Source organism: Campylobacter jejuni (assembly GCF_049221745.1).
GTDB classification, from domain to species: Bacteria; Campylobacterota; Campylobacteria; order Campylobacterales; family Campylobacteraceae; genus Campylobacter_D; species Campylobacter_D jejuni_E.
In genome coordinates, this window is record NZ_JBMJAO010000001.1 from 401,846 (window position 1) to 427,418 (window position 25,573).

Below are 25,573 nucleotides of genomic sequence, written 5' to 3' on the forward strand. Positions count from 1 at the left end.
TTATAGCAAAGCCCAAATTAAAATTGGCATAGAAATAAAAGCAAAAAGAACTCCAAAGGCTACAGCACTTACGGCTAAATTGCTATCTAGCTTAGCTTTCATTACCATAGCTCCTGCTAGGTCATAGTAGAAGCTGCACTTTCTATAATAGCAACGATGATAGAATTTTTTAACTCTAAATTAAATATTTTTAAACAAAATACAAAAAATAAAGGAGCTAAAATCATTTTAGCAAAGATGACAACTATTGTATTGTAGGTTTGTAAGAGGTTTTAATTGCCCTAAACCTATAGCAAAAAACACAATAGGGGTTGCAGAGGTACCAAAAAACGAATAGGATAGAATAAATTCAGGTAAAGTAATTAATTTGCACAAAAAATCAAAAAGCAAAGCTAAAAAAGGTGTAAAACTAAGAATTTTTTAATATTAGCAAGCAAACTGACTTTTTCTCCATTTCCTAAAGAAAGTATAAAAGGTCTAAAAAGTGATATAGGTAAAGTTGTGGCTAAAGCATCATAAAATATAACTTCAGAGCTAAATTGTGGGTCATTAAATACACCAGCAACAATAGGCATACCTATTTCCAAAACAAGAAAGCAAAAACATACTGACTAAAGTTACTTTAGAAAAATGAAAAACTTTTTCAATAAAAATAGCAAAAAAGGCTGCTAATATACAGCTAAACAATCCAATAAAAATAATCAATGAAAAATCAAATTTTAAATGATATGCTTTATCAAAAATTAAATAAGGTAAAGTAAAAGTAATAGCAAAATCTAAAAAAGTCCTAGCTTATTTTTGCTTTAAAACACCAATTCTTTTGGTAAAATATTCACCTGCAAGTAAAAAAATGTAAATATGGTATAAAAACAAACATTGAATAATCCTTTTTAAGGGATAGTTTTTGAAAACGGATAGAATTATACTCTTTATACTTAAAAAATCTTAATATTTTTTTATTTTTTGTAACTTTAAGAAATTGTAAGTTGAAATTTGATCTTGAACAGTTAGTATTTCAAGTTGAATGATTATAATTTTAAATAATGGTGCGGTTAGCGAGATTTGAACTCGCACACGCGGAGCGCACCACCCCCTCAAGATGGCGTGTCTACCAATTCCACCATAACCGCATGGAAAAAAGCCCAAAAAGGGCTTTGAAAGTTTTATTGTAAAACTATAAAAGGATTTGCATAAAGTGCTATTAGCGCGATAACAAGAGCATAGATAACTTGTGCTTCAATCATCGCCAAAGCGATAAACATAGTTGTCATTAATTTTGGCCCAAGACCAGGGTTTCTAGCTGTTCCTGCAATTGTTGCCGCTGCAGTATTACCCATACCGATAGCACCACCAAGTGCTGCAACACCAAGACCTAAACCTGCTGCAAGAACTGAAAATGCTTTAATCCATACATTAATAGCTTCTTGCTCTACTGGAGCATTAGTTTCAGCCGCAAAAGCTACTGCTGCACATGCTAATAATAAAAAAAGAACTTTTTTCATTAATTTTAACCTTTCTATAAAAAATATTTTTAAATTTTTAAATCAGTTCGGCTTGCGTATCCCTACTTAAGACTTAAAAATAAAGCCGAATTATAACCAAAAGTATCTTTATTTTTATTGAAATTTACAAAAATTCACATTTTTGATTTAAATTTGATTGTTTTCAATAAAGCTTAAAAGTTTTTTTGCTTTAATAATATTTTAAAATAATTTTTAAGTTAAGGTTGTAACATTGAGTTCTAAATTTTCAAAAATAGGTTTCATTTTAGCGGTAGCAGGTTCAGCAGTGGGTTTGGGTAATGCTTGGAAATTTCCAACACTAGTAGGTCAAAGTGGAGGATCTGCCTTTATCTTACTTTATATAATTCTTACTTTGGGTGTAGGTTTTGTGATATTTTTAGCTGAGCTTAGCATAGGAAAGATTAGCGAAAAAGATCCTGTTAATGCTTATGAAAAATTAGCACCTTCAAATAAAAAAGCTTGGTCTTATGTTGGTTTTACTATGGTGGGGGCGATTTTAATAGTTTCTTTTTATACCTTGGTAATCGGTTGGATAGTTAAATATGTGTTTTTAAGTATCACTGGAAATTTGCCTATGGATCTAGAAGTAAGTAAAGCGCAGTTTGGATTTTTTACAAGTGAGGATTTTTTAAGTCAGTTTATTTGTTTTACTTTGGTTTTTTTATGTGTTTTTTATATTGTTTCTAAAGGTGTTAAGAATGGGATTGAAAAGTTAAATGTTTGGATGATGCCTTCATTATTTATTTTGCTTATTTTGATGCTTGTTTATGCTATTAGCAAAGATGGTTTTGTGATGGCGGTTAAATTTCTTTTTGTACCTGATTTTTCCAAAATCAACACTTCAAATGTTCTTGAAGCTTTAGGACTTGCTTTTTTTAGTCTTTCTTTGGGCGTTGGAACGATTATTACTTATTCTGCTAGTCTGCCTGATAAAACTAATTTTATTACAAGTACTTTAAATATTATTTTTATCAATCTTTTAGTTGGTTTATTAATGGGTTTGGTTGTTTTTACTTTTATCTTTGAATTTGGTTACAATCCTAATCAGCAAGGACCAGGACTTGTTTTTATTTCCTTGGCTACTTTATTTGAAAAAATTGGAGCGATTGGTTGTATTTTTGGATCAGCGTTTTTTATTTCTTTAATCTTTGCTGGTATTACTTCAGCTGTTTCAATGATAGAGCCTTTTGCTTTTTATCTTATTAATACCTTTGGTATGAGCCGTAAAAAAGCTTTGATTTTAATCGGAATTGTTGTTTATATTTTAGGAATGTTGTGTATTTTATCTTCTTTAAAAAGTACTCAATTTGGATTTTTTGGAATGAGTTTTTTTGATTTGCTTGATAGTGTTTCAAGCAAGATTATTATGCCTTTAGGTGGAATTTTGGCAGCTATTTTTGTGGGATTTGTGATGAAAAAAGAAGCTTTAAAAATTTTATTTGAACCTTATATGAGGGGTATATTTTTTGAACTTTGGTATGTGTTTTTGAGATTTATTTCCCCTTTGGCTGTTGTTATAGTTATGATAGCCGCTTTTTTAAAGTGAGTTTGAAAAATAATGAGAACATATTTTTCAAAAATCGGTTTTATATTGGCTGTTGCTGGTGGAGCTATTGGTTTGGGTAATGCTTGGAAATTTCCAACTTTAAGCGCAGAAAATGGTGGTTTTGTTTTTGTGCTTTTATATTTGTTTTTTACTTTAACCATAGGATTTAGTATTTTTTTGGCTGAGGTGGCTATGGGACGTTTAAGTAAAAGTGATCTTGCAAATGCTTATTCAAATCTTGCCATAAAATATGGCAATAAATGGCGATATGGCGGCGTTTTTATGTTAGGTGGTATTTTTGTCCTCTCTTTTTATCTAGTTATCATGGGATGGGTTTTAAAATATACTGTAGTTAGTCTTTATTATCTTCCTAAAACTTTAGATGAAGCAGCAAGTAATTTTCAGAATTTAATTACTACAAATTTGACAAGTTCTGTTTTTTTCTTCACTTTATCTTTTTTTCTTACTTTGTTAATAGTATCTAAAGGGTTAATCAAAGGGATTGAAAAATTAAACGTTGTTATAATGCCTAGCTTATTTTTAATGCTTGTTTTTATGTTGTTTTATTGCATGGGATTTAAGCAAGGTTTTGCAAATGCTTTTTTTTATTTATTTTATCCTGATTTTTCACATTTTAAATTTAGCTCTATTGCTGAAGCTTTAGGGCTTGCATTTTTTACCTTATGCTTGGGAATAGGTTGTATAGTTACATATTCATCAGCCTTGGATAAAAAAACAAATTTTATAAAAAGTTCAGTGTATATCGTTTTGATTAATTTATTGATTTCTTTTATTATGGGACTTATTGTTTTTACTTTTATCTTTGAATTTGGAGCCGATCCGCATACTCAAGGAGCAGGAATTGTTTTTGTATCCTTGATGAGTTTGTTTAATCAACTTGGGGCTTTAGGCTATATTTTTGCATTTTGTTTTTTCTTAGCACTTTTTTTTGCTGGTATTACTTCAGCTGTTTCAATGATAGAGCCTTTAACTTTTTATATGATTAATAACTATCAAATTTCTCGTGCTAAAGCTCTATTTTTAATAGGTTTATTTGTTTTTATTTTTGGAATTTGTTGTATCTTATCGTTAAATTTAAATTTTTTTTCTATGTTTAGTTTTTTTGGTAAAGATTTTTTTACTTTATTGGATAAATTAACTTCAAATTTTTTACTTCCACTTGGTGCTATAGTATGTTCTATATTTGTAGGTTTTTTTATGAACATAAAACAAATTTATAAAATTTTTTCTAAATTTATAAGTCGAAAAATTTTCTTGATTTGGCTATTTTTTATTCGTTTTATATCGCCTATAGCAATAATTTTGGTAATGTGTTATCAAATTTTTGTATAATTAATGAAAAAATATTTTTTAAGGAAAAATAATGGCTAAAAAATTCATCGATGTAATGGATACAAGCTTTAGGGATGGTTTTCAGTCTATTTATGGGGCTAGGGTTTTAATGGATGATTTTTTTCCTGCAGTAGAAGCAGCAAAAGAAGCAGGCATTACACATTTTGAATTTGGCGGTGGTGCTAGGTTTCAAAGCTTGTATTTTTATCTTAATGAAGATGCTTTTACCATGATGGATAGATTTAGAGCTATTGTAGGAAAAGATGCCAATCTTCAAACTTTGGCAAGAGGAGTCAATACCGTTACTTTAGATACTGGAAGTAGTGAACTTATTGATTTGCATGCAAAACTTTTTGCAAAACACGGTACTACAACGATAAGAAATTTTGATGCCCTTAATGATGTAAATAATTTAAAATTTAGCGGTGAATGTATAGTGAAACATGGGTTAAAGCATGAAATTGCTATTACTTTAATGGATTTACCGCCGAATTGCAAAGGTGCTCATGATGTGCCTTTTTATGAAAAAATTTTAAAAGAAATTTTAACAGCAGGAATTCCTTTTCATAGTATTTGTTTCAAAGATGCAAGTGGAACTTCTAATCCAAATAAAATTTATGAAACCATTAAAATGGCTAGAAAAATTTTACCTCAAGATACACATATTAGACTTCATACGCATGAAACCGCAGGGGTGAGTATAGCTTGCTATCTTGCAGCGCTTGAAGCAGGGATCGATGGTATCGATTTGGCTGCAGCTCCTGTAAGTGGCGGAACGTCTCAGCCTGATATTTTAACCATGATGCATGCTTTAAAAGGCAAAGATTATGATTTAGGCGGACTTGAAGAAGAAAAAATTTTAAGATACGAAGAAGTTTTAAAAGATTGTTTAAAAGAGTATTTTTTACCACCTGAAGCTACTATGGCAAATCCGCTTATTCCTTTTTCTCCTATGCCAGGAGGAGCTTTAACAGCAAATACACAAATGATGAGGGATAATAATATTTTAGATAAATTTCCACAGGTCATTCATGCTATGAGAGAAGTTGTAGAAAAAGGTGGATTTGGCACTTCGGTTACTCCGGTTTCTCAATTTTATTTTCAACAAGCATTTAATAATGTTATGTTTGGGCCTTGGAAAAAAATCGCAGAAGGTTATGGAAAAATGGTGCTTGGTTATTTTGGAAAAACTCCAGTTGCACCCGATGCAAACATTATTGAACTTGCTTCAAAACAGCTTAATTTAGAACCTACTACAGAACTTGCTATCAATATAGCCGATAAAGATGAGAGTAAAAGTATAGCTTATACCAAAACCTTACTTGAAAAAGAGGGTATAGAAACGAGTGAAGAAAATATATTTATTGCAGCAGCTTGCAAGAAAAAAGGTATAGCATTTTTAAAAGGAGAGGCAAAGGTAAATATACGCAAATTAGCCAGTATGCCAAAACCTATGAGTACAGATGAAAACAAATTCACTGTAGCTGTAAATGGTAACAAATATCATGTAGAAGTAAGCTATGGTTTTGATAAAGATGTTAATGTTAAGAGTGTAAAAAAAGTAGAAGAAAATAAAAATATTATTTCTTCATCTGTAGATGCTGAAAATGAAGTTTTAGCAGGTATTTCAGGTAATGTTTTTAAAATTTATATTAACGAAGGCGAAGAAGTAAAATCAGGTCAAGCTATTATGGTTTTAGAATCTATGAAAATGGAGATTGAGGTTAATGCCCCAAAAGATGGAATTATTTCAGAGCTTTGTATTAAAATAGGCGATACTGTTAATGAAGGCGAAGTTTTAGCTATTTATAAAAATTAAAGTGAGGGAAAAATGAAAAAATTTAACAATTTAGGTTTGGATAATATAAAGGAAATTTTTCATAATTTAAGTTATGATGAATTAAATGCTCATGAAAAAGCAAATAATGAAGGTTTAAGCACGGATAATGATACTTTTTGTGTGGATACTGGGATTTTTACAGGTAGAAGTCCTAAAGATAAATATTTTGTAAAACAAGATCCATCTAGCAAATATATAGCTTGGGGAAAGGTAAATCAGCCTATTACAAAAGAATTATTTGATAAGCTTTTAGCCAAGGCAAAACAAGAGTTAAGCGGAAAGAAAATTTATATTCAAGATGCTTTTTGTGGCGCTTCTTTACAAAGTCGCAAAGCAGTAAGATTTGTTACTGAAATCGCATGGCAAGCACATTTTGTTAAAAATATGTTTATTCGCCCAAGTCAAGAAGAACTTGAGAATTTCAAAGCAGATTTTATTGTTTATAATGCTTGCAAATGTATCAATGAGGATTATAAGGAAGAGGGTTTAAATTCAGAGGTTTTTGTAATCTTTGATATTGAAGAAAATATAGCGGTTATTGGTGGAACTTGGTATGGTGGAGAAATGAAAAAAGGTATTTTTTCTATGATGAATTATTGGTTGCCACTAGAAAATAAACTTTCTATGCATTGTAGTGCAAATGTCGGAGAAAAAGGCGATGTAGCACTTTTCTTTGGACTTAGCGGCACTGGAAAAACTACGCTCTCAACCGATCCAAAAAGAAAACTTATAGGTGATGATGAACATGGTTGGGATGATGAAGGTGTATTTAATTTTGAGGGTGGTTGTTACGCAAAAACAATCAATCTCGATCCTGAACATGAGCCTGAAATTTATGGTGCCATTAAAAGAAATGCACTTTTAGAAAATGTAGTTTTAAGAGCTGATAAGAGTGTTGATTATGCTGATGCTTCAAAAACAGAAAATACAAGAGTTTCTTATCCTATAGAGCATATTGAAAATCATGATCCTAGCTTAAAAGCAGGTCATCCAAAAAATATTATATTTTTAAGTGCAGATGCTTTTGGAATTTTACCTCCGGTGAGTAAACTAAGCAAAGAGCAGGCTATGTATTATTTTTTAAGTGGTTATACAGCAAAAGTAGCTGGAACTGAGCGTGGTATTTTAGAGCCTCAAGCAACTTTTTCAGCTTGTTTTGGAGAACCTTTTATGCCTTTGCATCCAACGGTTTATGCGAGATTGCTTGGTGAAAAGATTGAAAAGCATGAAGCTAATGTTTATCTTGTTAATACAGGCTGGAGCGGTGGAAGTTACGGTGTGGGTAAAAGAATGAGTATTAAGGCTACTAGAGCTTGCATTAATGCTATTTTAAATGGAAGTATTGCAAAATGCGAATTTGAAAATTTTGAAGTGTTTAATTTAGCTATTCCAAAAGCTTTAGAAGGTATAGAAAGCATGCTTTTAAATCCTATAAACACTTGGTCAGATAAAAATGATTATATTGCAACAAGAGATAAATTAGCACATATGTTTATACAAAATTTTAAACGCTATGAAGATGTCAAAGAAGGTATTGAATTTAGTAAATTTGGACCAAAAATTTAAGGTGTTTAAATGAAAAATGAAATGTGGTCAGGACGTTTTAGTGGTGCAAGCGATGAGCTTTTAAAAAAATTTAATGCAAGTTTAAATGTAGATAAAACTTTGTTCAATGAAGATATACAAGGTTCTATAGCACACGCTACAATGCTTGAAAGTTGTGGTATTTTAAAAAAAGAAGAATTAGATGCTATTATAAAAGGTTTAGAGCAGGTTAGAAGTGAAATAGAGCAAGGCAAATTTATTTTTGATATTAAAGATGAAGATATTCATATGGCTGTAGAAAAGCGTTTAAGCGAGATTATAGGCGGTGAAATTGGCGGAAGACTGCATACCGCAAGAAGTAGAAATGATCAAGTGGCTACTGATTTTAAACTTTTTGTCAAAAAATCTCACATTGAACTTATAAAGCTTTTAAAAGAATTGATTCAAACCATGCTTGAACATGCTAAAGTGCATAAAAAAACTATTATGCCAAGTTTTACACATTTACAACACGCTCAGCCTGTGAGTTTTTCTTTTTATATTTTAGCTTATGCTTTTATGTTAATGCGAGATATTAAGCGTTTGCAAAATAGTCTAGAACTCGCAGACTTTTCGCCACTTGGGTCTTGTGCATGTGCAGGAACAAGCTATGTTACCAATCGTGAGTTGAGTGCTAAAATTTTAGGATTTAAGGATATTATGCCAAATGCTATGGATGGAGTGAGTGATAGAGATTTTGCTCTTGATTTACTTTATGATATAGCAGTTATTTTTACACACACTTCAAGACTTTGTGAAGAAATGATCTTATTCTCAAGTTCGGAGTTTTCTTTTATAAGCATAAGTGATAGTTTTTCAACAGGAAGTTCTATCATGCCTCAGAAAAAAAATCCTGATATTTGTGAGCTTATACGTGGAAAAACAGGGCGTGTTTATGGAAATTTGATTTCTCTTTTAACTATAATGAAAGCTTTGCCTTTGGCGTATAATAAAGATATGCAAGAAGATAAAGAAGGACTTTTTGATAGCGTGAAAACCGCTAAAGATAGTTTGACTATCCTAAATGCAATGTTAAAAGAAATACAAATCAATAAAGAAAACATGCTTAATGCTTGTAAAAAAGGTCATTTATTGGCTACTGATTTGGCAGATTATTTGGTGCGTGAAAAAAATATTCCTTTTAGAAAAGCACATTTTATAGTGGGAAATGTTGTTGCACAAGCTGAAGCACAAGGTATTGATATAAGTGAAATTAAAGATCTTTCAAAAATAGATCCTATATTTGATGAAAAAGCTATGAAGCTTTTAAATTTTGAATTTTCTTTAAATTCTAAGCAAAGTGAAGGCTCAAGTTCTATTGCAAGCGTAGAAAAGCAAATTCAAATTTTACAAGGATTTATTAAAAAAATATAAATATTGTTTAGACTATTTTGCCTAAACATTGAATCTAAAATGCATTACATCACCATCTAAAACGATATAGTCTTTTCCTTCAAGGCGCAGCTTTCCTGCTTCTTTGGCACCATTTTCACCTTTGTATTGGATATAGTCTTCATAAGAAATAACTTCAGCTTTTATGAAGCCTTTTTCAAAGTCATTATGAATCACACTTGCTGCTTTTGGTGCTTTCCAGCCTTTTTTGATTGTCCAAGAACGCACTTCAACTACACCAGCGGTAAAATAACTGATCAGTCCAAGTTTAGCAAAAGCAGTACGTATGATTTGATCAAGACCGCTTTCGTTAACTCCTAGAGAACCTAAAAATTCATGACTTTCTTCATCGCTTAATCCTACTAATTCTTCTTCGATTTTTGCACAAAGCTTGATAACTTCATGATCATTTTTTTTAGCATATTCTTTTAAAGCTTTTACATAATCATTATCTTCACCAATACCATTTTCATCAACATTTGCACCATAAATCACTTCTTTAGCGGAAAGCAGTCTTAATTCTTTGATTAAGGCTTGATAAATTTCACTTTCCTTTTCAGGGTAAGAGCTTGCAGCTAAGCCTTTGTTTAAATGATCAAGTAAGGAATTTGCAAGTTCGAGACTTTCTTTAGCACCCTTTTGGTTGGCTTTGGCTTCTTTGGTGAGTTTTTCTATTTTTTTACTAAGTTGTTCAATATCTGCTAAAATAAGCTCTGTATTGATAATTTCCACATCTCGTAAAGGATTAACTCCACCTTCAACATGGGTGATATTTTCTTCATCAAAACAACGTACCATGTGTAAAATAACCTCAGTTTCACGTATATTTGAAAGAAATTTATTTCCCAAGCCTTCGCCTTTACTTGCACCTTTAACAAGCCCAGCGATATCTACAAATTCTATTAAAGAATGCATAATTCTTTCAGGTTTTACTATTTTAGCAAGTTCATTAAGTCTTAAATCAGGAACTTCAACCATGGCTTTATTGGGCTCTATGGTGCAAAAAGGATAGTTTGCGCTTTGGGCATTTTGTGCTTTAGTTAAAGCATTAAAAGTCGTTGATTTGCCAACATTTGGAAGTCCTACTATACCTACGCTTAAACTCATTTAGTTTTCCTTAAAATTTGAATTAAATAATTAACGCACATTCTAACCCCAGCACCACCTGCGCCAAAACTAGAATATCCCCAAGATTTTTCTGTATAAGCAGGTCCTGCTATGTCAAGATGTAGCCATTTGTCTTTGTATTCTTTACGTATAAATTTATCTAAAAATAACCCCGCGGTAATTGCGCCTCCATAGCGACTAGAGGCAGTGTTGCTAACATCGGCAATATTTGATTTTATAAGTTCTCTTAAGTGAGGGTTGAAATGTAAGATTGTAGTATATTCTCCGCTTTTTTTAGAGCTTAGATAAAAATCATTTTGCAATTCTTCATTATTTCCCATAATAGCGCTTGTAAATTCTCCAAGTCCTACAACACAAGCTCCAGTAAGAGTTGCTATATCGATAAGTAAGTCAGGTTTTAAATCCTGTGCAAAAGAAAGACAATCAGCTAAAACCAAGCGTCCTTCTGCATCTGTATTTCTTACCTCTATGCTTATACCTTCACGACTGATTAATACATCATCAGGCTTATAAGCATTGCCGCCTATCATATTTTCAGTTGCACCTAAAATACAATGTACTTCTAAATCTAAAGCAAGTTCAGCTACGGCTTTTATGATTCCCATTGCTGCTGCTGCACCGCTTTTATCAGCTTTCATTGTAAGCATAAAATCAGCTGGTTTTAAGCTTAATCCACCGCTATCGTAAGTTAAGCCTTTTCCGACAAATACAACACATTTTTTTGCATTTTTAGCTTTATAGCTTAGATGAATGAGGCGTGGTGGGTGTACCGAGGCACGATTTACCGCTAAAAAGGCATTCATTTTTTCTTTGGCTAAAAATTTTTCATCATAAATTTTACAAGTGATGTTTTTATTTTCTTTAGCTAAATTTTGTGCATCTTCTGCCATTTTTAAAGGGGTGTAAATTTCAGGAATTTCATTGACTATATTTTTGGTAAAATTTGTGGCATTAGCTAAAATTTCTCCACGCTTTAAACCTATCCTAGCTTCATCTTTATTAAATTTTTCGCCATTTAACGCTTCGCTTGAAATAATGAATTTTTCCAAAGTACTTGTTTTTTTCTCGCTTTTATATTTATCAAATTTATAAGCTCCAAAAAGCACGCCTTCAACTAAAGATGCAAAGCTTCTAACTACACAATCTCCTATTATGCTAGGAAGTTTTACGCTTTTTATATTAAGCTTTTCAAGAGTTTTATATGCTGTGCAAAGACTTAATCTTATATCTTCATAAGCAAGACTTTTAAGCTCTAAATAAAGCTTTTTATTGTTTAAGTCCAATAAAACACCTTCACCTTTGTAATTATTAAGTTTAAAAAAATCTTTTTCTTTGTTAAAATTTTTTAAATTTTTATCTTGTATAAAAACAAGCTCAAAGTCTGCTTTTATAGCATCTAGTTTTTTATCATTTAATTCAAATTTCATGATTTTTTCCTTTTGTCTTTAAGTATAGCTTTTTCCATTTGTTTAAAACCAAATAATAAAAGAGATAAAAAAGCTATAATAATAATAGCTGCATAATACCAATGCTCTTCAGCCCAAGTCACCATCTTCCAAATTTGTTCTCCAAAATACCAAGCTAAAAGTATAGTGATTGATGCCCAAACCCAAGCACTAAAAAGATTGATAATGGCAAATTTTTTCGCACTATAACGTGTGATTCCTATACTCATAGGTATAATGGTTCTAAAGCCATACATATAGCGTTGTATAAAAATAATAGGCCAACCAAAACGTTGTAAAAGTAGGTGTGCTACTGCAAATTTACGCCTTTGAGCTTTTAATTTTTTTTGTATGTAGCGTTTATTATATCTTCCTATGTAGAAATAAATTTGATCGCCTACAAAACCACCAAGTCCTGCTATAAATATAACAAAGCCTAGATTTACATGTCCTTGATGAGCAAAAATACCTGCTAAAATTAAAGCCAACTCTCCTTCTAAAATGCACCATAAAAAAATAATAATATAAGCTAGATCTTTATATTGATAAAGTAAATTTTTTAAAAATTCTTCCATAACTATACCTTTCTATCAAAATTTTTAAATTTCTAAAACACTATAAACTAAAGTAAGTTTTTCAAGTTTATTTGCTCCATTTAAATCTTTAAGATTCATTAAAAAACAAGCTTCAACGCATTTTGCTCCAGCTTTTTGAATGAGTTCATACGAAGCTATAGCTGTTCCACCGGTTGCTATTAAGTCATCTACAAGCAAAACTCTTGCATTTTGAATATTTCTAAAAGCATCTTTGTGAAGTTCCACTTTATCACTACCATATTCAAGATCATATTCACAACTAAAAGTTTCAAAAGGGAGTTTTCCAGGTTTTCTAATAGGCACAAAAGGAAGATTAAGTTTTGCGCAAATCATAGATGCAAAGATAAATCCTCTGCTTTCTGTTCCTGCTATGAAGTCTAGATTGTAATCTTTGTAACGTTCTTTTAAATGTTTAAGTAGAAAATTTAAAGCCTCTTTGTTATTTAGCAGAGTGGTAATATCTCTAAAAATAATTCCTTTTTTTGGAAAATCAGGAATAATTCTAATGCTATCAAGCAGGTATTTTTGTTCTTCTTGTGTTAGTTTTATCATAATAATGCCTCGATTTTTGCTTCTAATTCTTTAATTCTTTGTCTTAGTTTGTCATTTTCTAAACGATATTGAGAATTTCTAGTTCTTAAAGATGTAAGGTCTGCTTTGATTTTGTTAAGTTCTTCTGTAAGTATATCTATATTTCCAAGACTTCTTTGAAGTTGGATTTGTAATTTTCTAATAACAATTTCAGTATCATCAAGATTGTTTTTGATAAAATCTTTTGATGTTTTTTCTTTATTAAGTAGAGTTTTATAGTAAAACAACATTACAATCAAATAGATAGTTGCACAAATTAATATAGTTAAAACAAGCCAGTTTGCAAACATTATATTTTTACCTCAATTTTTTGAATTCTTTGTATATGTCTTCCTTCTTCAAAAGGAGTTTGAATGAATTTTTCTATAATATTTATAGCTAATTCAATTCCAATCAGTCTTCCGCCAAGTGCTAAAACATTAGCATCATTATGTCTTCTTGCAAGCTCTGCACTTAGGCTTTCATGGCACAATGCACAACGAATATTTTTATGACGATTTGCTGCAATAGAAATTCCAATTCCACTTCCGCAAATAAGAATGCCAAAGCTTTGCTTATCTATTTTTTCTGCAAGTAAATGTGCGTAATCAGGATAATCGCAGCTTGTGCAAGTGTTTGTTCCTAAATCGTTAAAAATTACATTTTTTTCTTTTAAAAATAGACAAATTTTTTCTTTTAATTCAAAACCAGCATGATCACTAGCAATATAAATTTTTTCCCTAAGCATTGGTTTCCTACATTACTATATAAAAAAATAAAAACCTAATCTTATCATAATTAATTATAAAAATAGCTTTTCTTTTTTAAAAATAAGTTTTATTTTTCTTTATATATTAAAATTATATAATGCAAGAAAAACAAACTTATTTAAAAAATTAAGGGAGAAGAAAATGAAGCTCATACTTATAGGGTCTTCAACAGGAGGTCCTAATCAGCTCAAGTTTCTTTTAAAGGATATTGATGTAAAAAATACTTGTGTAGTTATAGCTCAACATATGAGTGCTAATTTTATCCCGTCTTTTGTAAATCAATTTAACAAAGAAGCTTTTAGTGAAGTATGCTTATTAAACGATAAAGAAATATTAAGTAATAAAATTTATATTTGCCCTAAAAATACTATTTTATCTGGAAATTTAAATATTGTAGCCGCTTGGCAAGATATGGTTTCAAGTTTTAAACCAAGCGTAGATTTGCTTTTTCATTCCGCTGTTTCTTTGGCAAAGACAAATAAAATACTTGCTATTATTTTAACGGGCATGGGAGATGATGGCGCAAAAGGTCTATTTGATCTTTATAAAACAGGAGTTAGATGTTTATGTGAGAATGAAGCAGATAGCGTCGTTTATGGTATGCCAAAAAGAGCAAAAGATATAAATCCACATTTAAAACCTATGAGTCTAAAAGAAATTAAAAAAGAAATTTTAAATTTTATCAATCAGAATTAGCAAAAGGAAAATTGCATGGAAAAAAAAATAACTCCTAGCGAATTAGAGCTTAATGAATTTATAAAAATTATTAATGAAATAAGCGGTATTGATTTAACTGATAAAAAAAATATACTAGCTTTAAAGTTGAATAAATTTCTTGAAGGGACTAATACTAAAAATTTTTCCGAATTTTTGGGAAAATTAAAAAGCAATAGACAACTTAAACAAGAAACTCTAGATTTTATAACCATAGGTGAAACTTATTTTTTAAGAGAATTGGCTCAATTGAAAGAAATAATTTATTATGCCAAAAGCTTAGAAAAGAGAGTAAATATCCTAAGCGCCCCTTGTTCAAGTGGAGAAGAAGTATATTCTTTAGCATTATTGGCTGCACAGAATTTTATTAAAGATATGTATATTTTAGGTATTGATATTAATTCAAGCGTGATTGAAAAAGCAAAACTTGGAAAATATCAAGGAAGAACTTTGCAGCGATTGAGCGAGAATGAAAAAAAAAGGTTTTTTTTAGAAAGCGAAGATAAATTTTATACTATTAATAAAAATGAGCTTTGTAGTTGTAAATTTGAACTTTGTAATGTTTTTGAAGAAAAATTTTCAAGATTGGGAAAATTTGATATTATAGCTTCTAGAAATATGATTATTTATTTTGATCATGAATCAAAACTAAAACTTATGGAGAGATTTCATAGAATTTTAAATGATAAAGGAAGGCTTTATGTTGGCAATGCTGATTTAATTCCAGAGACTATTTATTTTAAAAAGATTTTCTCTCCAAGAGGTGTTTACTATGAAAAAGTATAAATTAGTTACACTTTAGAAATTTATTAGTAAAAATAAGTTACATTTTGAAGTAGTTTTCTTTATTTAATGATAAAATAATTTTAATTAATTTTATATTTAGTTAAAAATAAAGGAAAAAACTTGATTGAATTAAAAAATGTAAACAAATACTATGGAACTCATCATGTTCTAAAGAATATCAATCTTTCTGTTAAAGAAGGTGAGAAACTTGTTATTATAGGTCCAAGTGGAAGTGGAAAAAGTACAACTATCCGTTGCATGAATGGGCTTGAAGAAGTTAGTTCAGGCGAGGTCGTAGTTAACAATCTTGTTTTAAATCATAAAAATAAAATTGAAATTTGTCGAAAATATTGTGCAATGGTTTTTCAGCATTTTAATTTATATCCACATATGACGGTTTTGCAAAATTTAACCTTAGCTCCAATGAAACTTCAAAAAAAATCTAAAAAAGAAGCCGAAGAAACAGCTTTTAAGTATTTAAAAGTCGTAGGTTTAGTAGATAAAGCAAATGTTTATCCAGCAACCCTTTCAGGCGGACAACAACAACGCGTTGCTATAGCAAGATCACTTTGTACTAAAAAACCCTATATTTTATTTGATGAACCTACTTCAGCCCTTGATCCAGAAACCATACAAGAGGTTTTAGATGTAATGAAAGAAATTTCACATCAAAGCAACACTACCATGGTAGTTGTTACACACGAAATGGGTTTTGCAAAAGAAGTAGCAGATAGGATTATTTTTATGGAAGATGGTGCTATTGTGGAAGAAAATATTCCTAGTGAATTTTTCTCAAATCCAAAAACCGAAAGAGCACGACTCTTTTTAGGGAAAATTCTTAAAAATTAACCAAAATTGAAAGGAGAAAAAATGGTTTTTAGAAAATCTTTGTTAAAGTTGGTAGTTTTTGCTCTAGGTGCTTGTGTTGCATTTAGCAATGCTAGTGCAGCAGAAGGTAAACTTGAGTCTATTAAATCTAAAGGACAAATAATAGTTGGTGTTAAAAATGATGTTCCACATTATGCTTTACTTGATCAAGCAACAGGTGAAATTAAAGGTTTCGAAGTAGATGTTGCCAAATTGCTAGCTAAAAGTATATTATGTGATGATAAAAAAATAAAACTAGTTGCAGTTAATGCTAAAACAAGAGGTCCTTTGCTTGATAATGGTAGCGTAGATGCAGTGATAGCAACTTTTACTATTACTCCAGAGAGAAAAAGAATTTATAATTTCTCAGAGCCTTATTATCAAGATGCTATAGGGCTTTTAGTTTTAAAAGAAAAAAATTATAAATCTTTAGCTGATATGAAAGGTGCAAATATTGGAGTGGTTCAAGCCGCAACTACAAAAAAAGCTATAAGCGAAGCTGCTAAAAAAATTGGTATTGAAGTTAAATTTAGTGAATTTCCTGATTATCCAAGTATAAAAGCTGCTTTAGACACTAAAAGAGTTGATGCGTTTTCTGTAGACAAATCAATATTGTTAGGTTATGTGGATGATAAAAGTGAAATTTTGCCAGATAGTTTTGAACCACAAAGTTATGGTATTGTAACCAAAAAAGATGATCCAGCTTTTGCAAAATATGTTGATGATTTTGTAAAAGAACATAAAAATGAAATTGATGCTTTAGCGAAAAAATGGGGTTTATAATATGAATGAAAGTGTGGGTTTTGTTGAACATTTAAAACAAATTCTTACTTCTTGGGGTTTATATGATGAAAATAGTATAAGCCCTTTTGCGGTATGGAAATTTTTAGATGCTTTGGATAATAAAGATGCTTTTATCAATGGTTTTATTTACACTCTAGATATAAGCATTCTTGCTTTGCTTATAGCTACAATTTTTGGAACTATAGGTGGAGTTATGGCTACAAGTAGATTTAAAATTATCAGAGCCTATACTAGAATTTACGTAGAGCTTTTTCAAAATGTTCCTTTGGTAATACAAATTTTCTTTTTGTTTTATGCCTTGCCTGTTTTAGGTATAAGACTTGATATATTTACTATTGGTGTATTAGGTGTTGGGGCTTATCACGGAGCTTATGTAAGCGAGGTGGTTAGAAGTGGAATTTTGGCTGTACCAAGAGGTCAGTTTGAAGCTTCTGCTTCTCAAGGGTTTACTTATATCCAGCAAATGCGTTATATTATAGTACCTCAAACTATTAGAATTATTTTACCACCGATGACAAATCAAATGGTAAATTTAATCAAAAATACCTCTGTATTGCTTATTGTAGGTGGAGCTGAGTTAATGCATTCTGCTGATAGTTATGCAGCTGATTATGGAAATTATGCGCCAGCTTATATATTTGCAGCAGTTTTATATTTTATAATTTGTTATCCTTTGGCTTATTTTGCAAAGGCTTATGAAAATAAAATAAAAAAAGCACATTTAACGAGATAAAGGGTTGTTAATGGAAAATGTTTTTAATGCACAAAATATTGAATTTTTAATGCAAGGTTTATTTCTGACATTAAAAATAGCCTTAGCAACTTGTATTATTTCGATTGTTTTTGGAACTTTTTTAGCTATAACTAAAAACTATGGGGATAGATTAAGTAAATTTTTAGCAGCTTGCTATATAGATATTTTTAGAAATACTCCTTTATTATTATGGATGCTTGCAGCTTGTTTTGTTCTACCTGTATTTTTTGGACAATTTCCTCAAGCTTTTTGGGGCACTATAGGATTTTCACTTTATACGAGTTCGGTTATGGCTGAAATTATTAGAGGTGGATTAAATTCTATACCAAAAGGTCAGTTTGAAGCAGCTTATTCTCAAGGTTTTGGTAAATTTTTTACTCTTTTTTATATTATTTTACCACAAACTTTTAGAAAAATAATACCTGCTTTATTATCTCAAATTGTAACCACTGTAAAGGATACAGCTTATTTAGCGGGTTTAGGTATAGCTGAACTTACTTATAATTCTAAAACTATATTGGCAAAACTAACAAGTTTTGAAGAAATTTTAGCGATGATAGGTGTTGTTGCGGGAATTTATTTTATAATATGTTTTTCACTTTCTATGTTGGTAAGATATTATGCTAAAAAGATAGCTTACATTTCTTAAAAAAGCTTATATTTTTATATAAGCTTTTTAAATTTACAGCAGTTTTTAACATTTTTTTTATTAAAATCTTTTGTATTAATTCATAATTTTATTGATTAAGGTTTTTTATGCGAGGTTATAAAATTTTTTCAGGCTCAGCTAATGTGGAATTTGCAAGACAAGTTTCTAAATATCTTTCCCTGCCTTTAAGTGATGCTGGAGTAAAACGGTTTAGCGATGGAGAAATTAGCGTTCAAATTGACGAGAGTGTACGCGGAAAGGATGTTTTTATTATTCAAAGTACTTGCGCTCCTACAAACGATAATTTAATGGAGCTTTTAATTCTTACAGATGCTTTGCGTCGCTCAAGTGCAAATTCAATTACAGCTATTATTCCTTATTTTGGTTATGCAAGACAAGATAGAAAAGCAAATCCTAGAGTGCCGATTACTGCTAAACTTGTGGCTAATTTGATTCAAGCAGCTGGGATTGATCGCGTAGCTACGATAGATTTGCATGCAGGGCAAATTCAGGGTTTTTTTGATATTCCAGTAGATAATCTTTATGGAAGTATAGTTTTTAATGATTACATTAAAGCCAAACATTTTAAAAATGCTATTATAGGAAGTCCAGATATAGGGGGTGTTGCAAGAGCTAGGAGTGTTGCAAAGCATTTAGGACTTGATATAGTTATAGTTGATAAGCGTCGCGAAAAAGCTAATGAAAGCGAAGTAATGAATATCATTGGAGATGTAAAAGATAAAGAAGTTATCTTAGTAGATGATATTATTGATACTGCTGGCACTATAGTTAAAGCCGCAGAAGCTTTAAAAGAAAAAGGTGCAAAATCTGTTATGGCTTGCTGTACTCATGCAGTTTTAAGTGGAAAAGCCTATGAGAGAATAGCAAGTGGAGCTTTAGATGAGCTTGTAGTAACAGATACCATACCTTTAAAAGAACAATTACCAAATATTAAAGTATTAAGTGTTACACCTGTTTTTGCTGAAGTGATACGTCGTGTTTATCATAACGAAAGTGTAAATTCTCTCTTTATTTAGAGATTAAAAAAGCTTAAAGATTATTTTTAAGCTTTTCGTTTTTATACTACTTAAAGAAACAAAAAATGTATATTTTTTTAAAATGTGAAAAAACTAAACATCTTTCTATACAATTTAATCTATAAATCTGCTATTCTTTGAAAATATTTTATTTTCTTAGGAGAAATATGACTCAGTTAAGTACTAAATTTTATGGTTGTTTGTTGCAACTTTAGGTGCTATTTGTTTTGGTTATTTGACTTTACAAAATGGTGAAAGTGTATCAGCGATTTATTTGGTAGTCGCTGCTGTATGTATTTATATGATAGGATATAGATTTTATGGGCGTTTTGTAGCTTATAAGGTTTTAGAACTTGATAAAAATCGTGCAACACCAGCGCTTGTAGAAAATGATGGGCGTGATTTTGTACCTACAAATAAAGCTGTATTATTTGGACATCATTTTGCTGCTATTGCAGGAGCGGGTCCATTAGTAGGACCTATCTTGGCTGCTCAAATGGGATATTTGCCTTCTATGCTTTGGATTTTAGTAGGAGGAGTTTTAGCAGGTGCTGTGCATGATTTTGTTGTTCTTTTTATATCTACTCGTAGAAAAGGTAGAAGTCTTGGCGAGATGATTAAAGATGAGATGGGTAAATTTACAGGTGGAGTTGCTATGGTGGCGATTTTTGGCATTATGCTTATTATCATTGCCATTTTAGCTATGGTGGTTGTAAAAGCTTTGGCAGAATCCCCATGGGGTTTATTTACTATCGCAATGACTATTCCTATAGCAATATTTATGGGAATTTATATGCGTTTTATCCGTCCAGGTAGAGTAGGGGAAACCTCTATAATAGGTTTTGTACTTTTAATTTTAGCTATTCATTATGGTAGCGTTATAGCTGCTGATCCTTATTGGGCTAAAATATTTACTTTAGAAGCTCCAACTTTGGCAATTGTTATGATGGCTTATGGTTTTATTGCTTCTGTTTTACCTGTGTGGTTTTTGCTTGCTCCAAGAGATTATCTTTCAACTTTTTTGAAAATTGGTGTTATTGTGGTAATGGCTATAGCTATTGTTTTGGTTGTTCCTGATTTGCAAATGCCAAAAGCAAATACTCAGTATTTTGATGGAACAGGTCCAGTATTTGCAGGTGGAGTGTTTCCATTTTTATTTATTACCATTGCTTGTGGAGCTATTAGTGGTTTTCATGCTTTGATTTCTAGTGGAACTACTCCTAAAATGCTTGAAAACGAAACTCATGCTTTAGCTGTTGGATATGGCTCTATGCTTGCTGAAAGTGCTGTGGCGATTATGGCTTTAATTTGTGCTTGTATTTTACATCCAGGTCTTTATTTTGCTATAAATTCAAGCTCTGCTTTGATAGGAACGGATGTTGTAAATGTAGCACAAACTATTTCAAGTTGGGGATTTAGTATTACTCCTGAAGAAATTACTACTTTAACCACAAATATAGGAGAGCATACTATACTTTCAAGAAAAGGTGGGGCTCCGACTTTTGCTATAGGTGTAGCTTTGATCTTACATGAACTTTTTGGTGGTGTGGATTTGATGGCTTTTTGGTATCATTTTGCTATATTGTTTGAAGCTTTATTTATTTTAACAGCAGTAGATGCTGGAACAAGAGCTTGTCGTTTTATGGTGCAAGATATATTGGGTAATGTTTATAAACCTTTAGGAAATATATATAATTATCTAGCTGGACTTTTGGCTACAGCTTTAAGTGTTGCAGGTTGGGGATATTTTCTTTATCAAGGTGCCATTGATCCTAAGGGAGGAATTTATACACTTTGGCCTCTTTTTGGCGTAAGCAATCAAATGCTTGCGGGTATGGCTTTGCTTCTTGCTACAACCATACTTGTAAAAATGGGCAAGACAAGATATACTTGGGTTACTTTAGTACCTGCGGTATTTGTCTTGGTGGCAACTCTGTATGGAGGAATTCAAAAAATTATGCCTTATGAAGAAGGCAATAAAGTAGCAAATGCGATAAGTCATGTAGCTGCCGTTAGCATACAAAGTCAAAAAATTAAAGATTTAGAATTTAAATTAAATAATACTAAAGATGAAAAAGAAATTTCTACAATTAAAAAAGAAATTTCAATAGCCACTCAAAGTAAAGTTGGAAATTTACTTAATGCAATTCTTTGTGTGTTCTTTATGATAGCTACCTTGCTTGTTATAATTTCTTGTATAGGAATTTGTTTAGGTAAAATTAAAATTCCTCTTAAAGAAACTAAGTATATTAAGATTGATGAATTTCAAAAAATTTAAGTGTTATTATGAAAAAGCCGAAAGGTTTTTTCACCCCTTGGTGGGACTTTCTAGTTATGATAAGTATTTACAAAAACATCCAGGAAAAATTCCAAAAACCAGAGGGGAATTTTTCAAAGAATGTCTAGATAAAAAATATAATAGCGGCGGTTTAAATAAATGCTGATAAGCTTAAAGGATAAAGTTTTATCATACAAAATAAGCTTTAAGCATTTAAAAAGCCATGAATTCTTTTAAGTTCTTCACTAATAGGCTTTTTCTTTCCATCTCTTGTAACACTTACATAAGTTACTAAAGCCGAAGTTACATTAATGCAAGAAGTGCAACCTTGAGAATCCACTCTTTGAGCTGTGACTTCTACTTCAACACTGATTGAAGTGTTGCCCACATTTACAACCTTAGAGTAACAAGAAATTATATCGCCTATAAAAACAGGTTCTTTAAAAACTACTTTATCCATAGAGATGGTTACAACGCGTTCAGGAGAAAGTTCTCTTGCTGCGATAGCTCCTGCTAAATCGATTTGTGAAAGTATCCATCCACCAAAAATATTTCCCGCTGGATTTGTATCACTTGGCATGGCTACAATTTTTAATTTTGGTTCTCCCATATCTCTCATTTTTACTCCTTATTTTAAAAAATGAATTATAATTAAAAAAGTTAAAAAGGAGAATAAAAGTATGAATAATTTTAAAGAAATAGCTAAATTGGTTAGAAAGTACAAAGAAAGAAATAATGCGTTATATGAGTTTTTAGACAAAGAAGATGTGGGTGAGTATTTTAGATCTTTGATTTCTTTAAGCGAATTAAAACAAGATAAAACAACTATGCTAGCTATACTTAGACGTTTGGTTGATTTAAAGGAAGAGAATTTAGTTCAAGAGTGGAAAAAAAACAATTTTAAAGAAGATAAGATCATAGAGTTAAAACATAAGTTCTATGAAGAGGTTAGAAAGTTTTATGAAAAAGAACATCAAAATTTAATTAATGAAATAAAAGAGAAAAAGCTTTTAAATAATTTTTATCAGTCCTTAATACAAGGAGTACATAATATAGGTTTAATTATGAATATTTTTGAAATTTCTTGGACTAAAGAAATTATAGAAAAAAATAATAAAATTTTATCTAAACAATTTCCAAACTTAGATGATGCAATGGAATTTTTGCGTAAAAATCATCTTTATCAAAAAACTCCAGAAGGAGAAATTTGTGAGCGAAGTTATGGTGTTTTAGTTAGGATAGGAAAATTATGGAAATTTGTTCCTTATGCGAGATTTTTCGAAAATGAAATTTTAAAATTAGAATTTGCTTTTGAAAATATGATTGATCAACTTAAAATATTTGCTAGTAACGAAGAGGAAAAAGCTTATATAGAATATTTTGAAAAATTAAAATTGGCGTTTTGCGAAAAAGATGAAGATAGGGTTATAAAAGCTTGGCAAGAAGCTGAATTTGCTTGGATGAAAGTAAAATCACCTTTGCAAGTGGGACATCCTTTAGAATATTATGAAGATAATTATACTCATGCGGTGGCATTAGAATGGGATATAAGAATAGAAGATGAGAATGATTTTGATGTTTTGAAATTTGGTAGTGAAATTAAGGAAAGTTTTGAACATGTTTATAAAAATATAGAACTTGAAGATTTTGAATTAGAAAAAGAAGTTTTATCTAATATAGAAAAAACTCAACTTTATATTTGTACTCCGATGATATTTTATGGTGCTGAACTTAAAGGTTTATTCTCAGCTCAAGTCGTTCCAAATGATGAGTTTGTAAGTTCTAAGGCGGGTAAAAAAATATTTGCTTTCATAAATTTTGTATATGAAAATGCTAAAACAAAGCCTTTTATGAGAATTTCTAGTGAGGTTTTTGATAAAGAATTTTTGGATTTTGGAAGAAATATTTTATTTTATCAGGAAAAAATTTGGAAAAAGGTTTATGAGATATCAACTATAGGGCATGAATTTGGTCATATATTTTTTATTGCTAATGATACTGAAAAAACAATGAATCAGAGTGGTTTTTTTAAAAATATAGAAGAATATAAAGCTACTACAGGTGGACTTGTAAATTTCTTTTATCATGAACAAGATGATTTAATTATGCCTGTTTTTCATGAACTTATAAAAAGAGCTATTGGGCTTATTTCTTGGCAAAGGGTTGATGAAGTTAGACCTTATTATACAGAAGGACTTATTCATCTTAGTTTGCTTTTTGAAAGCGAAGTATTGATTTTTGAAAATAATAATTTGAAGATAAATTTTGATTTATGGCATTATGAAAAATTTAAAAAACTAACTTTAAAAAATTATCATGAATTGGCAAAACACTATGCTTTAAGACTTGATGCAAAAGAGTTTTTAAGTAGATTTTGTGAAATTGAAGATAATATTTTTCTCCCTATTATGCCTAAGTGTAAAGAATTTGTTAAATTTTATTATGATTTATACGAGAAAATTGGCAATGAAATTGATAATAGCGGAGAATTTGAAAGATATAAGAAAAAATAATAAAGTTTTTTGAAAAAAACTTAAAAAAAGCTGTTTTTTACTTGATATTGTTTTTTAAATATGCTAAAATTAGGCGTTTCAATTAAAACAAAGGAGCTTTTATGACTAAAGCAGATTTCATTTCATTAGTTGCTCAAACAGCTGGGCTAACAAAAAAAGACGCTACTACTGCTACTGATGCAGTTATTTCTACTATTACTGATGTTTTAGCTAAAGGTGATAGCATCAGTTTTATTGGTTTTGGTACTTTTTCAACTCAAGAAAGAGCTGCTAGAGAAGCTAGAGTACCAAGTACAGGAAAAACAATCAAAGTTCCTGCTACAAGAGTTGCAAAATTTAAGGTAGGTAAAAACCTTAAAGAAGCTGTTGCAAAAGCAAGTGGCAAAAAGAAAAAATAAAACTTCGGCTAGATAAATTCTAGCCTTCTTTCTTGATTAATTCAGATATTTTGTATCTTTTATTTACTTTATTTTTTTAAACTTTTATAAAACTATCATTATTAAATAAAAAAGGATATTAAAATTATGAAAGTATATGAAAAAATAAGTGAACTTATAGGAAATACTCCTATTGTACATTTGAAAAAATTTGGTATCAATGTTTTTGCTAAATGTGAATTTTTAAATCCTAGTCATTCTATAAAAGATAGAGCAGCTTTTGAAATGATTAAAGAAGCTTTAGATAGTAAAAAAATTAATCAAGATACTACAATAGTTGAAGCAACTAGTGGAAATACTGGAATTTCTTTGGCTATGATTTGCGCAGATTTGGGACTTAAATTTATTGCTGTAATGCCTGAATCTATGAGCTTAGAAAGAAGACAAATGATAACACTTTTTGGTGCTAGATTAGAATTAACTCCTGCAAATTTAGGAATGAAAGGATCGGTTGATAAAGCAAATGAAATTTTATTAAATACTCCAAATTCTTTTATGGTTTCTCAGTTTGAAAATATCTCAAACAAAAATGCGCATCGCAAGAATACAGCTTTAGAAATTTTAAGAGATTTGGATAATAAACTTGATATTTTTGTAGCTGGTTTTGGAACTGGTGGTACTATTAGTGGAGTTGGGGAAATACTAAAAGAAAAATTAGAAAAAGTACATATTGTTGGAGTCGAGCCTCTAAATTCTCCATTGCTTAGCAAAGGTGAAGCGGGAAGCCATAAAATACAAGGAATAGGGGCGAATTTTATACCTGCTATTTTAAATAAAGAAGTTATAGATGAAATGATCACGGTAAGTAACGAAGATGCTATAAATACAGCTAAAGAACTTGCTAAAAGTGGTTTAATGGTAGGTATATCAAGTGGAGCGAATGTATTTGCCGCAAGTATGTTAGCAAAGAAATTCCCAGATAAAAGAATTTTAACTATGCTAAATGATACGGCTGAAAGATACCTCTCAACCGATCTTTTTGCTTAA

24 protein-coding genes, 1 tRNA gene and 2 pseudogenes are annotated in these 25,573 nt (G+C 30.5%); 17 read left to right on the plus strand and 10 right to left on the minus strand.

The annotated features are described in order from the left end of the window. From ACOTU8_RS02045 to atpE, 3 genes and pseudogenes are all read right to left on the minus strand, one after another. Nucleotides 1–877, minus strand: a pseudogene (locus ACOTU8_RS02045) (AEC family transporter). 167 nt (nucleotides 878–1,044) lie between these two features. Next, nucleotides 1,045–1,130: transfer RNA gene (locus ACOTU8_RS02050), tRNA-Leu, on the minus strand. A 33-nt stretch (nucleotides 1,131–1,163) separates the two neighbouring features. Continuing rightward, entirely contained in the window at nucleotides 1,164–1,502 is a 339-nt protein-coding gene (gene atpE / locus ACOTU8_RS02055) for a F0F1 ATP synthase subunit C (protein WP_002853683.1), read from the minus strand. A gap of 232 nt (nucleotides 1,503–1,734) precedes the next feature. Between atpE and ACOTU8_RS02060 the strand changes: the two genes are divergently transcribed. The 5 genes from ACOTU8_RS02060 to argH are packed head-to-tail and all read left to right on the plus strand — an operon-like array spanning nucleotide 1,735 to nucleotide 9,220. Continuing rightward, nucleotides 1,735–3,069 (plus strand): sodium-dependent transporter, encoded by a 1,335-nt coding sequence (locus ACOTU8_RS02060; RefSeq protein ID WP_422341571.1) that lies wholly within the window; start codon nucleotides 1,735–1,737, stop codon nucleotides 3,067–3,069. Nucleotides 3,070–3,081: 12 nt separating this feature from the next. Continuing rightward, nucleotides 3,082–4,422, plus strand: coding sequence for a sodium-dependent transporter (locus ACOTU8_RS02065; RefSeq protein ID WP_422341572.1), 1,341 nt, complete (start codon nucleotides 3,082–3,084; stop codon nucleotides 4,420–4,422). A 31-nt stretch (nucleotides 4,423–4,453) separates the two neighbouring features. Continuing rightward, complete coding sequence (pycB, locus tag ACOTU8_RS02070) at nucleotides 4,454–6,241, plus strand: biotin/lipoyl-containing protein (protein ID WP_422341573.1); 1,788 nt, start codon at nucleotides 4,454–4,456, stop codon at nucleotides 6,239–6,241. Between the two features lie 12 nt (nucleotides 6,242–6,253). Further along, nucleotides 6,254–7,828, plus strand: a complete 1,575-nt coding sequence (gene pckA, locus ACOTU8_RS02075; protein ID WP_422341574.1) for a phosphoenolpyruvate carboxykinase (ATP) — start codon at nucleotides 6,254–6,256, stop codon at nucleotides 7,826–7,828. A 9-nt stretch (nucleotides 7,829–7,837) separates the two neighbouring features. Further along, nucleotides 7,838–9,220: an argininosuccinate lyase gene (gene argH / locus ACOTU8_RS02080; protein WP_422341575.1), complete on the plus strand. Its 1,383-nt coding sequence runs from the start codon at nucleotides 7,838–7,840 to the stop codon at nucleotides 9,218–9,220. A 21-nt stretch (nucleotides 9,221–9,241) separates the two neighbouring features. On the opposite strand, the gene ychF is transcribed toward argH, so the two are convergent. From ychF to rpiB, 6 genes are read right to left on the minus strand one after another with little or no spacing between them, the layout of a single operon-like run. Next, nucleotides 9,242–10,345: a redox-regulated ATPase YchF gene (ychF, locus tag ACOTU8_RS02085; protein WP_422341576.1), complete on the minus strand. Its 1,104-nt coding sequence runs from the start codon at nucleotides 10,343–10,345 to the stop codon at nucleotides 9,242–9,244. After that, nucleotides 10,342–11,793: a leucyl aminopeptidase gene (locus ACOTU8_RS02090; protein WP_422341577.1), complete on the minus strand. Its 1,452-nt coding sequence runs from the start codon at nucleotides 11,791–11,793 to the stop codon at nucleotides 10,342–10,344. The genes ychF and ACOTU8_RS02090 overlap by 4 nt, the downstream gene beginning before the upstream one ends. Continuing rightward, nucleotides 11,790–12,386 (minus strand): DedA family protein, encoded by a 597-nt coding sequence (locus ACOTU8_RS02095; RefSeq protein WP_260628399.1) that lies wholly within the window; start codon nucleotides 12,384–12,386, stop codon nucleotides 11,790–11,792. The genes ACOTU8_RS02090 and ACOTU8_RS02095 overlap by 4 nt, the downstream gene beginning before the upstream one ends. Before the next feature lie 24 nt (nucleotides 12,387–12,410). Beyond that, on the minus strand, nucleotides 12,411–12,959 hold the full coding sequence (gene apt / locus ACOTU8_RS02100) for an adenine phosphoribosyltransferase (RefSeq protein WP_422341578.1): 549 nt from the start codon (nucleotides 12,957–12,959) through the stop codon (nucleotides 12,411–12,413). Then, complete coding sequence (locus tag ACOTU8_RS02105) at nucleotides 12,956–13,288, minus strand: membrane protein (protein WP_004316351.1); 333 nt, start codon at nucleotides 13,286–13,288, stop codon at nucleotides 12,956–12,958. The genes apt and ACOTU8_RS02105 overlap by 4 nt, the downstream gene beginning before the upstream one ends. Continuing rightward, complete coding sequence (gene rpiB, locus ACOTU8_RS02110) at nucleotides 13,288–13,725, minus strand: ribose 5-phosphate isomerase B (RefSeq protein WP_422341579.1); 438 nt, start codon at nucleotides 13,723–13,725, stop codon at nucleotides 13,288–13,290. Before rpiB ends, ACOTU8_RS02105 begins: the two co-directional genes overlap by 1 nt. Before the next feature lie 163 nt (nucleotides 13,726–13,888). Here rpiB and cheB' point away from each other — a divergent pair, with 163 nt between their 5' ends. From cheB' to kcuS, 9 genes and pseudogenes are all read left to right on the plus strand, one after another. Further along, nucleotides 13,889–14,443 (plus strand): CheB methylesterase domain-containing protein, encoded by a 555-nt coding sequence (gene cheB', locus ACOTU8_RS02115; protein WP_422341580.1) that lies wholly within the window; start codon nucleotides 13,889–13,891, stop codon nucleotides 14,441–14,443. A 15-nt stretch (nucleotides 14,444–14,458) separates the two neighbouring features. Beyond that, a complete protein-coding gene (gene cheR, locus ACOTU8_RS02120) occupies nucleotides 14,459–15,247 on the plus strand; it encodes a CheR family methyltransferase (protein ID WP_422341581.1) in 789 nt (262 codons plus the stop codon). Between the two features lie 120 nt (nucleotides 15,248–15,367). Beyond that, a complete protein-coding gene (pebC, locus tag ACOTU8_RS02125; protein WP_002865902.1) occupies nucleotides 15,368–16,096 on the plus strand; it encodes an amino acid ABC transporter ATP-binding protein in 729 nt (242 codons plus the stop codon). Nucleotides 16,097–16,117: 21 nt separating this feature from the next. After that, the gene (gene peb1A / locus ACOTU8_RS02130) at nucleotides 16,118–16,897 is read left to right on the plus strand and encodes a bifunctional adhesin/ABC transporter aspartate/glutamate-binding protein PEB1a (protein ID WP_422341582.1); all 780 of its coding nucleotides are present in this window, start codon (nucleotides 16,118–16,120) and stop codon (nucleotides 16,895–16,897) included. A 1-nt stretch (nucleotide 16,898) separates the two neighbouring features. Continuing rightward, on the plus strand, nucleotides 16,899–17,651 hold the full coding sequence (locus tag ACOTU8_RS02135) for an amino acid ABC transporter permease (RefSeq protein ID WP_422341583.1): 753 nt from the start codon (nucleotides 16,899–16,901) through the stop codon (nucleotides 17,649–17,651). 10 nt (nucleotides 17,652–17,661) lie between these two features. Next, entirely contained in the window at nucleotides 17,662–18,321 is a 660-nt protein-coding gene (locus ACOTU8_RS02140) for an amino acid ABC transporter permease (protein ID WP_422341584.1), read from the plus strand. Nucleotides 18,322–18,428: 107 nt separating this feature from the next. Next, complete coding sequence (gene prsA / locus ACOTU8_RS02145) at nucleotides 18,429–19,358, plus strand: ribose-phosphate pyrophosphokinase (RefSeq protein ID WP_002856539.1); 930 nt, start codon at nucleotides 18,429–18,431, stop codon at nucleotides 19,356–19,358. A 167-nt stretch (nucleotides 19,359–19,525) separates the two neighbouring features. After that, nucleotides 19,526–21,636: pseudogene (cstA, locus tag ACOTU8_RS02150) on the plus strand (carbon starvation CstA family protein). After that, complete coding sequence (kcuS, locus tag ACOTU8_RS02155) at nucleotides 21,617–21,802, plus strand: KCU-star family selenoprotein (RefSeq protein WP_422341585.1); 186 nt, start codon at nucleotides 21,617–21,619, stop codon at nucleotides 21,800–21,802. The pseudogene cstA and the gene kcuS overlap by 20 nt, the downstream one beginning before the upstream one ends. Nucleotides 21,803–21,841: 39 nt before the next feature. Here kcuS and ACOTU8_RS02160 read toward each other — a convergent pair whose 3' ends face one another. Further along, nucleotides 21,842–22,255, minus strand: coding sequence for an acyl-CoA thioesterase (locus tag ACOTU8_RS02160; RefSeq protein WP_002853544.1), 414 nt, complete (start codon nucleotides 22,253–22,255; stop codon nucleotides 21,842–21,844). Between the two features lie 61 nt (nucleotides 22,256–22,316). On the opposite strand from ACOTU8_RS02160, the gene ciaB reads away from it, so the two are divergent. From ciaB to cysM, 3 genes are all read left to right on the plus strand, one after another. Beyond that, the gene (gene ciaB / locus ACOTU8_RS02165; protein WP_422341586.1) at nucleotides 22,317–24,149 is read left to right on the plus strand and encodes an invasion protein CiaB; all 1,833 of its coding nucleotides are present in this window, start codon (nucleotides 22,317–22,319) and stop codon (nucleotides 24,147–24,149) included. 101 nt (nucleotides 24,150–24,250) lie between these two features. Further along, nucleotides 24,251–24,547 (plus strand): HU family DNA-binding protein, encoded by a 297-nt coding sequence (gene hupB / locus ACOTU8_RS02170; RefSeq protein WP_002859562.1) that lies wholly within the window; start codon nucleotides 24,251–24,253, stop codon nucleotides 24,545–24,547. Nucleotides 24,548–24,673: 126 nt separating this feature from the next. Continuing rightward, complete coding sequence (gene cysM, locus ACOTU8_RS02175; RefSeq protein ID WP_422341587.1) at nucleotides 24,674–25,573, plus strand: cysteine synthase B; 900 nt, start codon at nucleotides 24,674–24,676, stop codon at nucleotides 25,571–25,573.